Consider the following 6483-nt stretch of genomic DNA (forward strand, 5'->3'; position numbering starts at 1 on the left):
CAATACTTAAAGTCAAATTTATGTTAATTTATCTAACTTAAATCTAACATCATAATATTAAAAAATAAAATAAGTTAATTAAAAATAAATTAATTAACTTATTTTCCAAATTTAAAAATATGTTTAATAAAACTATATAGAACATATATTACAATAATAGTAGCTAATGCTTCACTGAAATATACTCCTATTTTTAGAATGAGAGAATTATTTTCCGTATTATAATAGTAATTATAGGTTTTTTGAAAAGCCATTCCGCAGATAACTAGCGGGAAAGTAAAAGCTGAGTAACTGGGATAGAATTCCCTATTTAGTAGTAAAGGTAATTGGATAAGAACAAACATATAAAATATAAAGCAGAGAATTAATAAAATCTTTATAACCAGTTCTGATTTATTAGTAATTCCAATCACATAGCTTGCAAGTAGCAGTCCACCCGGTGCAGAAAAAATAGTTAGGGTGGGAAGTGCGGAAACATTTAATTTTTTATACACATATACCCTATATAATACAAAAGGTATTAAAATAATATAGTTAATAAACGAGAACCAAAAAAATATTTTGCCCAGTATTTCAAGATTATAAGAAATAGCTGTAACAGTCACAACCGCAGGCCCTACAAATGTAATAAACCATGTTGGAAAAATAAATTTAAGATTTTGTTTTTTAATCAAAAAATTACTAACAACGAAACAAAGAACAAAAATATCCAATACAATACCGAATAGCCAAATAACACTCATTGGGGAACCAAAGTATTTCTTAAAGTATGTACTTAGTAAAATTATTGACATGGGAAAAGTAGAGAATACGGTGGCTATTAAGGGATTAGTAAATTCCGATTTTAATATTTTAGGAGTAATAAAAAATTTAATCGTTAATAATATAATGATAATTAGTGATATCAGACTAAAAAATAATTGTAATAGGGAACTATACGTTGCTAAAAGATTTCCCAGCGCTACGCTCCCTAAAGCCAGACCGGCTATTGGTATAGGGATTTTATTAATAAATTTCATGTTTTTTACCTTTACTTTATAATTTTAATGCCATTATAAACCAGAAAATAAAAAAATTCAATAAATATAATAATAAAGGGTAACAAAAAACGGTTAAAATGTGTTATAATAGTGTTTATGTGGAAAAGATTAGATAAAAAAGAGCTAGAAAGGAACACAACATGACAGAAGAAATCAAAGTAAATGATGCACTTGAATTAAATGATCAAATGGTTGTGCGTCGTGAAAAAATGGATGCAATGCGTAAAAATGGTATAGATCCATTTGGTACAAAATTTGAAAGAACACATTTATCAAGTGAACTTGTGAATGAGTATGATAAATACAGTAAAGAAGAACTTTCTGAAAAAAATATCTCTGTAACAATAGCAGGTCGTGTAATGACAAAACGTGGAAAAGGTAAGGCGGGGTTTGCCCATGTCCAAGATTTAGGAGGACAAATTCAAATCTATGTACGTCAAGATAGAGTAGGAGATAGTTATGAATACTTTAAAACATTAGATTTAGGGGATATTGTCGGAGTTAGCGGGATACTGTTTAAAACAAACGTAGGTGAATTATCGGTAAAAGCTGATAAATTTGAAATTTTGACAAAAGCATTACGTCCTTTACCTGACAAATTTCATGGTCTTAAAGATGTTGAAGAACGTTATAGAAGACGTTATGTTGATTTAATTATGAATAGTGAAAGTAAAGAAACTTTTATCCTTCGTTCAAAAATTATTCAAATTATGCGTAGTTATTTAAACGAACGTGGTTATTTAGAAGTTGAAACACCTATGATGCACAGTATCGCCGGAGGAGCTGCGGCAAAACCGTTTGTAACACACCACAATGCGTTGGATATGCAGTTATTTATGCGTATAGCCTTAGAGTTACCGTTAAAACGACTTATTGTAGGCGGATTGGAAAAAGTATATGAAATAGGACGTGCATTTCGTAATGAGGGCGTATCAACACGACATAATCCGGAATTTACAATGATAGAGTTGTATGAAGCATATGCGGACTTCAATGATATTATGGATTTGACAGAATCAATGATTGCCTATATTTGTGAACAAATTCATGGAACAACCAAAATCACCTATGGTGAAGATGAGATTGATTTGACACCAAAATGGCGTCGAGTACATATGGTTGATATTATTAAAGAAGTAACAGGAATTGATTTCTGGGAAAAAATGACAGACGAAAAAGCTCATGCTTTAGCTAAAGAGCATAATGTACCGGTAAGAAAAGATATGAAAGTCGGTCACATTATTAATGAATTTTTTGAAACATTTGTTGAAGAAACCTTAGTTCAACCAACATTTGTCTATGGGCATCCTGTAGAAGTTTCTCCATTAGCAAAAACTAATGTAGATGATCCGAGATTTACGGATAGATTTGAACTGTTTATCGTGCGTCGTGAACATGCTAATGCGTTTAGTGAATTGAATGATCCGATTGATCAAAAACAACGTTTCTTAGACCAAATGGATGAAAAAGATGCAGGTAATGAGGAAGTTTATGAAATGGATGAAGATTTTGTAGAAGCATTAGAATATGGTATGCCACCAACCGGAGGATTAGGAATTGGTATTGACAGACTTGTGATGTTGCTTACAAATTCCGCATCAATCCGTGACGTATTGCTGTTCCCATATATGAAAAATAAGTAAAATAACGTTGATATTAAAAGGATTTCATGACTTAGGATAAAAAATATACGCAAAATATCCGCAAGATTTTTAGGTTGTATAATAAATACGGGATATGGAATTTTTTCCATGCCCCGTATTTATTATACAAACTTTTTTCTTATGCTCCTAATTGAGTTTTTAATTTTTTCTTATCTTCAAAGTTAATAATGTTTATATCGTATTCACTAAGGGCTTCTTGATATTCTTCTTTTAATTCTTGGTATCCATCTGGGCTAATGATGATTGATAAACTTTCGTTGCGTCCGTAACTTTTTATTCGATTTTCTGTTGTATCTAACCAACTTGCTAGAATGAAGTGTAGCTTATCTTTTGTTATTTTATTATGAACTTGAACTAATTTGTATTTTCCTTTTGACATCATTAAAAAATTAAATTTATGTTCTATTCTTGATTTTCCAGTTATGGATAAGTCTGGAAAAACGTTATAGTCTGTATTACCGTCAAAATAGCCTCGTACATCATCTAAAAAATGTGATTGAACTGTTTGAGGGTGCAATAATGACAAATCGTAAACATTAAGTAATACTTGAGTCATGTCATGAATAGCTTGACCTAAATTTTGCCTTTTGGTTTTTTTGATAATTTCTTCTCCTGATAATTCTAATCCATTATAATTTAAGATTGATTTTAATAATTGATAACGTTTGTTTTTCTTTGTCAAGTCAATTCCGTTTAGTTGTAATTCCCAAAGAGTAAAACCATCATCTGTTAATATATAGTGGTTTCCATCATATTTTATAGTAAAAGAAATACCGTCTCCATATGCATTAGTATATAGGGTGTTAACTTCATAACTATCACCTGCTAATAAGTTCATATGGGTATTTTTACTTATGTAATTCATATATTCTTCTTTTATTTCAGTGATGTTTATCATAACTAACACCTCCTTCATATATTATTATATAAGATTTTCTTGGATTCGTATAGTGAGATTATCATTTTTATCGGTGTTTGAAAATTTTATTATGATGTCTAACATTTCTATAAAGTCATCTGTATTTTTAATTTCATTAAACGGTAAGCTATATGCTTTATAATAGGTTTGTCCATCGTTTTTGTCCAGGTATTCTTGTTCTGAAAATATATTTATTCTATTGCCTTTTATTTTTTCTCCGTTTGCATTTTTGTGAAAACTGTTGTTTAGATTGACTCTAAATAATGTATAGTTATATTTTGTTTCTCTGAAGTTAAATACTTTGTTTCTTAATGAGTATTTATACGATAAAATAAATTTATCTCCATTAGTGGATTGAATAAGTATATCTCCGTGTGTTTTTTCATCTTCTCTAATTGTTCTGTTATGTTTTTCAAATATGAATTTGAAAAACATAACAGTTCTTTTGCTTCTTTGTCTGTAAGGTATAATTCCATTAATTCTCCTTTCTTCCTACTTCCTTTTTAATATGTTTTAAATTTCTACCTCCCTAATATTTTCTTCTTAATTCAACTAACTTTACCTACTATCTTTACCGGAAGATTTTCTATTTCTTCATTTGAGTAAAAATAAGTAGGATAACTGCTATTATTTGGTATTAGCATTATTCCATTGGTTTGACGTTGAAACCTCTTACAAGTGGCGACATCACCATTAATAAGTGCTATTACCGTATCTCCGTTATCCGCCATTGATTGCTGCCGAACTATCACAATATCATTATCGGTAATGTCTGGCAGCATACTATCTCCGCTTATTCTCAATCAGAAAAATTCGCCTTGATTCGCCCACGATTGCGGTATTTCCTCATAGTCTAATATATCTTCTACCGCTTCTATCGGCACACCTGCGGGAACTATTCCTAATACTGGTATTTTTATTCCTTTTGGATTGGGTTTTGTTTTTTCTTCAACTAAGTCTGATTTTTCAATTCCGAAAAAATTAGCCATTATCTCTATTTTATCAATTCTAGGATAAGTTTTTGTATTTAACCAATCTAATACAGTAGTATATTTAAAATCTAGTTCTGTAGCAAATCCTTTTGCATTCATTCCTCTTTTTTCCATATAATATTGAATATTACTAGCCACCAACCAAAAACTCCCTTATTGCTCAAGGAAAGAAAGGAGGGAATAGAAATGTGTATGGTAATAATACTAATTCCTTTAATTTTATCAATATTAGGAAATATATATCAATATATAATTATTAACAAGATTAAAGAGGATTTAAAAACAAATTATAGAGTTGCAAATAAAATAATAACCAAAGAAATTAATCGTTAAAAAAGCTGTTAATCATATTGTTTAAAGTTGCTTGGTCCTTATTATATAAAGTTTCTATAGTTTTATATAGCTTTAACATTAGGTTACTGTCAATAGCTATTGATTTGATATTTTTATATTTCCCATCTGTTAAAAATAATAAGTTGGGCGCATCTTTAAAAATATAAATACTTATGTTGTTATTCGCAGTAAAAAAACCAAGTATATTTTCATTGCTAGTTTTAGTTTGAAGATTAAATACAAGAGATTTGTTTGATTTTTCTGACACCATTTCAACAATTTCATTAGGGACATAAGTTAATTCATTCCAAGTTATTTTGTTGTGTATGGTTTTATTTATCAATTTTGCTACAAATTCGTTGAATTGAGTCATATTGAACACTCCTTTTTAATTGAATTTTTAAGTTTGGTAAGTAATCTAATAGTTTCTTGGTTGTCTATATATCTTTTTTTAAAATATGATGAATATTCTTCATTAGCACAGTTTAATATTTCTCCGTGGGATGTTTCTATATCTACAAGAGTAGCATATATATCATTTTTCCATAATTGAAAGTCATTAGATTGTTCTTTAATAAGCTTTATATAGTTTTCAAGTGAAGATATTAATTCTTCTTTATCTTTTAGTAAAAGAAGTCTATTAGTATTCTTGTTAATTTGAATTTGAATATTTTTAGTATTTTTAAAAGTCCTATAAGTCAAGTATATACTTACATAGGCTAATAGAATACTAAAATTTGCAACGTGTGACCAGACATTTAATAACATAATTTTTACCTCCGTAATCTAATTATAGCACAAAACTTTAAACAATAAAAAGCAGGAGATATATAAATTATAATTCACCTCCTTTGAGGTAATTATAACATAGAAAATATGAAAGGAGATGATTAAAATGACAATAGAGTTAAATATTGATATGGCAGTGCTTAATAAAGTTGATTTTTCTGTTCCGTACCTTACCAAAGAGGAAATTAAGAAGTTTTTCCATATGAAGCAAACTACTTACAAAAAGTACAGAAATGAATTTATGGAGAAAATCAGTGGAAAAATTTATCCTTACCTCTAAAGATATAATATCTAAAATTTTGATAGACGATGAAATTTATAAGAGCTTAAAAAATGAATTTGGGAATATTACTTCAGGAAATGTAATTTTACGGAAAGAAAGGTTGGATCACATTTTAGAAAGACACCCCGATTTAGGAGACAATAAAAACTTTAACACAGCTTTGTTTATTTTGAATGATGAAAAAAATAATATAAATGTAGTAATCAAATTATCTACTTCTGAAAAAGAATACTCTATTATTACCGCTTTTAGAATATCTGATAAAAGATTAAAAAGGGTGCTAGGAAAAACAAAAATTCTTTACAATTCTCAACAAATAAGATATAATGATATTAAAGAAGAATAATGAAGTAGAGATTTAGTGTTCCTACGCACCCAAGAGGTATAAGAGATGACGGGATAGACACACCGCCCATTATTCTGTATATTTTTATGGCTCTGTGTCAAATACGGGGCATGAGAA

At 29.0% G+C, this 6483-nt stretch carries 10 protein-coding genes; 3 read left to right on the plus strand and 7 right to left on the minus strand.

What is annotated here, in order from left to right; genetic code table 11:
• Positions 1 to 98: 98 nt before the first annotated feature.
• Positions 99 to 1019: a TDT family transporter gene (locus tag HMPREF1983_RS07295; protein ID WP_040461321.1), complete on the minus strand. Its 921-nt coding sequence runs from the start codon at positions 1017 to 1019 to the stop codon at positions 99 to 101.
• Positions 1020 to 1180: 161 nt separating this feature from the next.
• On the opposite strand from HMPREF1983_RS07295, the gene lysS reads away from it, so the two are divergent.
• Entirely contained in the window at positions 1181 to 2683 is a 1503-nt protein-coding gene (gene lysS, locus HMPREF1983_RS07300) for a lysine--tRNA ligase (RefSeq protein WP_021753680.1), read from the plus strand.
• 139 nt (positions 2684 to 2822) lie between these two features.
• Here the strand turns inward: lysS and HMPREF1983_RS07305 are convergent, their stop codons facing one another.
• From HMPREF1983_RS07305 to HMPREF1983_RS07325, 6 genes are all read right to left on the minus strand, one after another.
• On the minus strand, positions 2823 to 3602 hold the full coding sequence (locus HMPREF1983_RS07305; RefSeq protein WP_245576435.1) for a DUF1828 domain-containing protein: 780 nt from the start codon (positions 3600 to 3602) through the stop codon (positions 2823 to 2825).
• Between the two features lie 24 nt (positions 3603 to 3626).
• Entirely contained in the window at positions 3627 to 4058 is a 432-nt protein-coding gene (locus HMPREF1983_RS07985) for a DUF6978 family protein (RefSeq protein WP_021753682.1), read from the minus strand.
• 113 nt (positions 4059 to 4171) lie between these two features.
• Positions 4172 to 4426: a LexA family protein gene (locus HMPREF1983_RS07760; protein WP_021753683.1), complete on the minus strand. Its 255-nt coding sequence runs from the start codon at positions 4424 to 4426 to the stop codon at positions 4172 to 4174.
• Positions 4427 to 4753: a LexA family protein gene (locus HMPREF1983_RS07765; protein ID WP_021753684.1), complete on the minus strand. Its 327-nt coding sequence runs from the start codon at positions 4751 to 4753 to the stop codon at positions 4427 to 4429.
• A 184-nt stretch (positions 4754 to 4937) separates the two neighbouring features.
• Positions 4938 to 5321, minus strand: a complete 384-nt coding sequence (locus HMPREF1983_RS07320; protein WP_021753686.1) for a hypothetical protein — start codon at positions 5319 to 5321, stop codon at positions 4938 to 4940.
• Positions 5318 to 5716: a hypothetical protein gene (locus HMPREF1983_RS07325; protein WP_021753687.1), complete on the minus strand. Its 399-nt coding sequence runs from the start codon at positions 5714 to 5716 to the stop codon at positions 5318 to 5320. The genes HMPREF1983_RS07320 and HMPREF1983_RS07325 overlap by 4 nt, the downstream gene beginning before the upstream one ends.
• 127 nt (positions 5717 to 5843) lie before the next feature.
• Between HMPREF1983_RS07325 and HMPREF1983_RS07835 the strand changes: the two genes are divergently transcribed.
• Complete coding sequence (locus HMPREF1983_RS07835; RefSeq protein ID WP_162790165.1) at positions 5844 to 6017, plus strand: hypothetical protein; 174 nt, start codon at positions 5844 to 5846, stop codon at positions 6015 to 6017.
• Entirely contained in the window at positions 5992 to 6366 is a 375-nt protein-coding gene (locus HMPREF1983_RS07330; RefSeq protein ID WP_021753689.1) for a hypothetical protein, read from the plus strand. Before HMPREF1983_RS07835 ends, HMPREF1983_RS07330 begins: the two co-directional genes overlap by 26 nt.
• The last annotated feature ends 117 nt before the right edge of the window (positions 6367 to 6483 follow it).

The sequence above is a fragment of the Gemella bergeri ATCC 700627 genome, from assembly GCF_000469465.1.
GTDB classification, from domain to species: domain Bacteria; phylum Bacillota; class Bacilli; order Staphylococcales; family Gemellaceae; genus Gemella; species Gemella bergeri.

Bases quoted from the DNA above. Each gene is read 5' to 3' on its own strand.
- HMPREF1983_RS07295 (WP_040461321.1), bottom strand. From the start codon at position 1,019: ATGAAATTTATTAATAAAATCCCTATACCAATAGCCGGTCTGGCTTTA.
- HMPREF1983_RS07835 (WP_162790165.1), top strand. From the start codon at position 5,844: ATGACAATAGAGTTAAATATTGATATGGCAGTGCTTAATAAAGTTGAT.
- HMPREF1983_RS07985 (WP_021753682.1), bottom strand. From the start codon at position 4,058: ATGTTTTTCAAATTCATATTTGAAAAACATAACAGAACAATTAGAGAA.
- HMPREF1983_RS07320 (WP_021753686.1), bottom strand. From the start codon at position 5,321: ATGACTCAATTCAACGAATTTGTAGCAAAATTGATAAATAAAACCATA.
- HMPREF1983_RS07325 (WP_021753687.1), bottom strand. From the start codon at position 5,716: ATGTTATTAAATGTCTGGTCACACGTTGCAAATTTTAGTATTCTATTA.
- lysS (WP_021753680.1), top strand. From the start codon at position 1,181: ATGACAGAAGAAATCAAAGTAAATGATGCACTTGAATTAAATGATCAA.
- HMPREF1983_RS07305 (WP_245576435.1), bottom strand. From the start codon at position 3,602: ATGATAAACATCACTGAAATAAAAGAAGAATATATGAATTACATAAGT.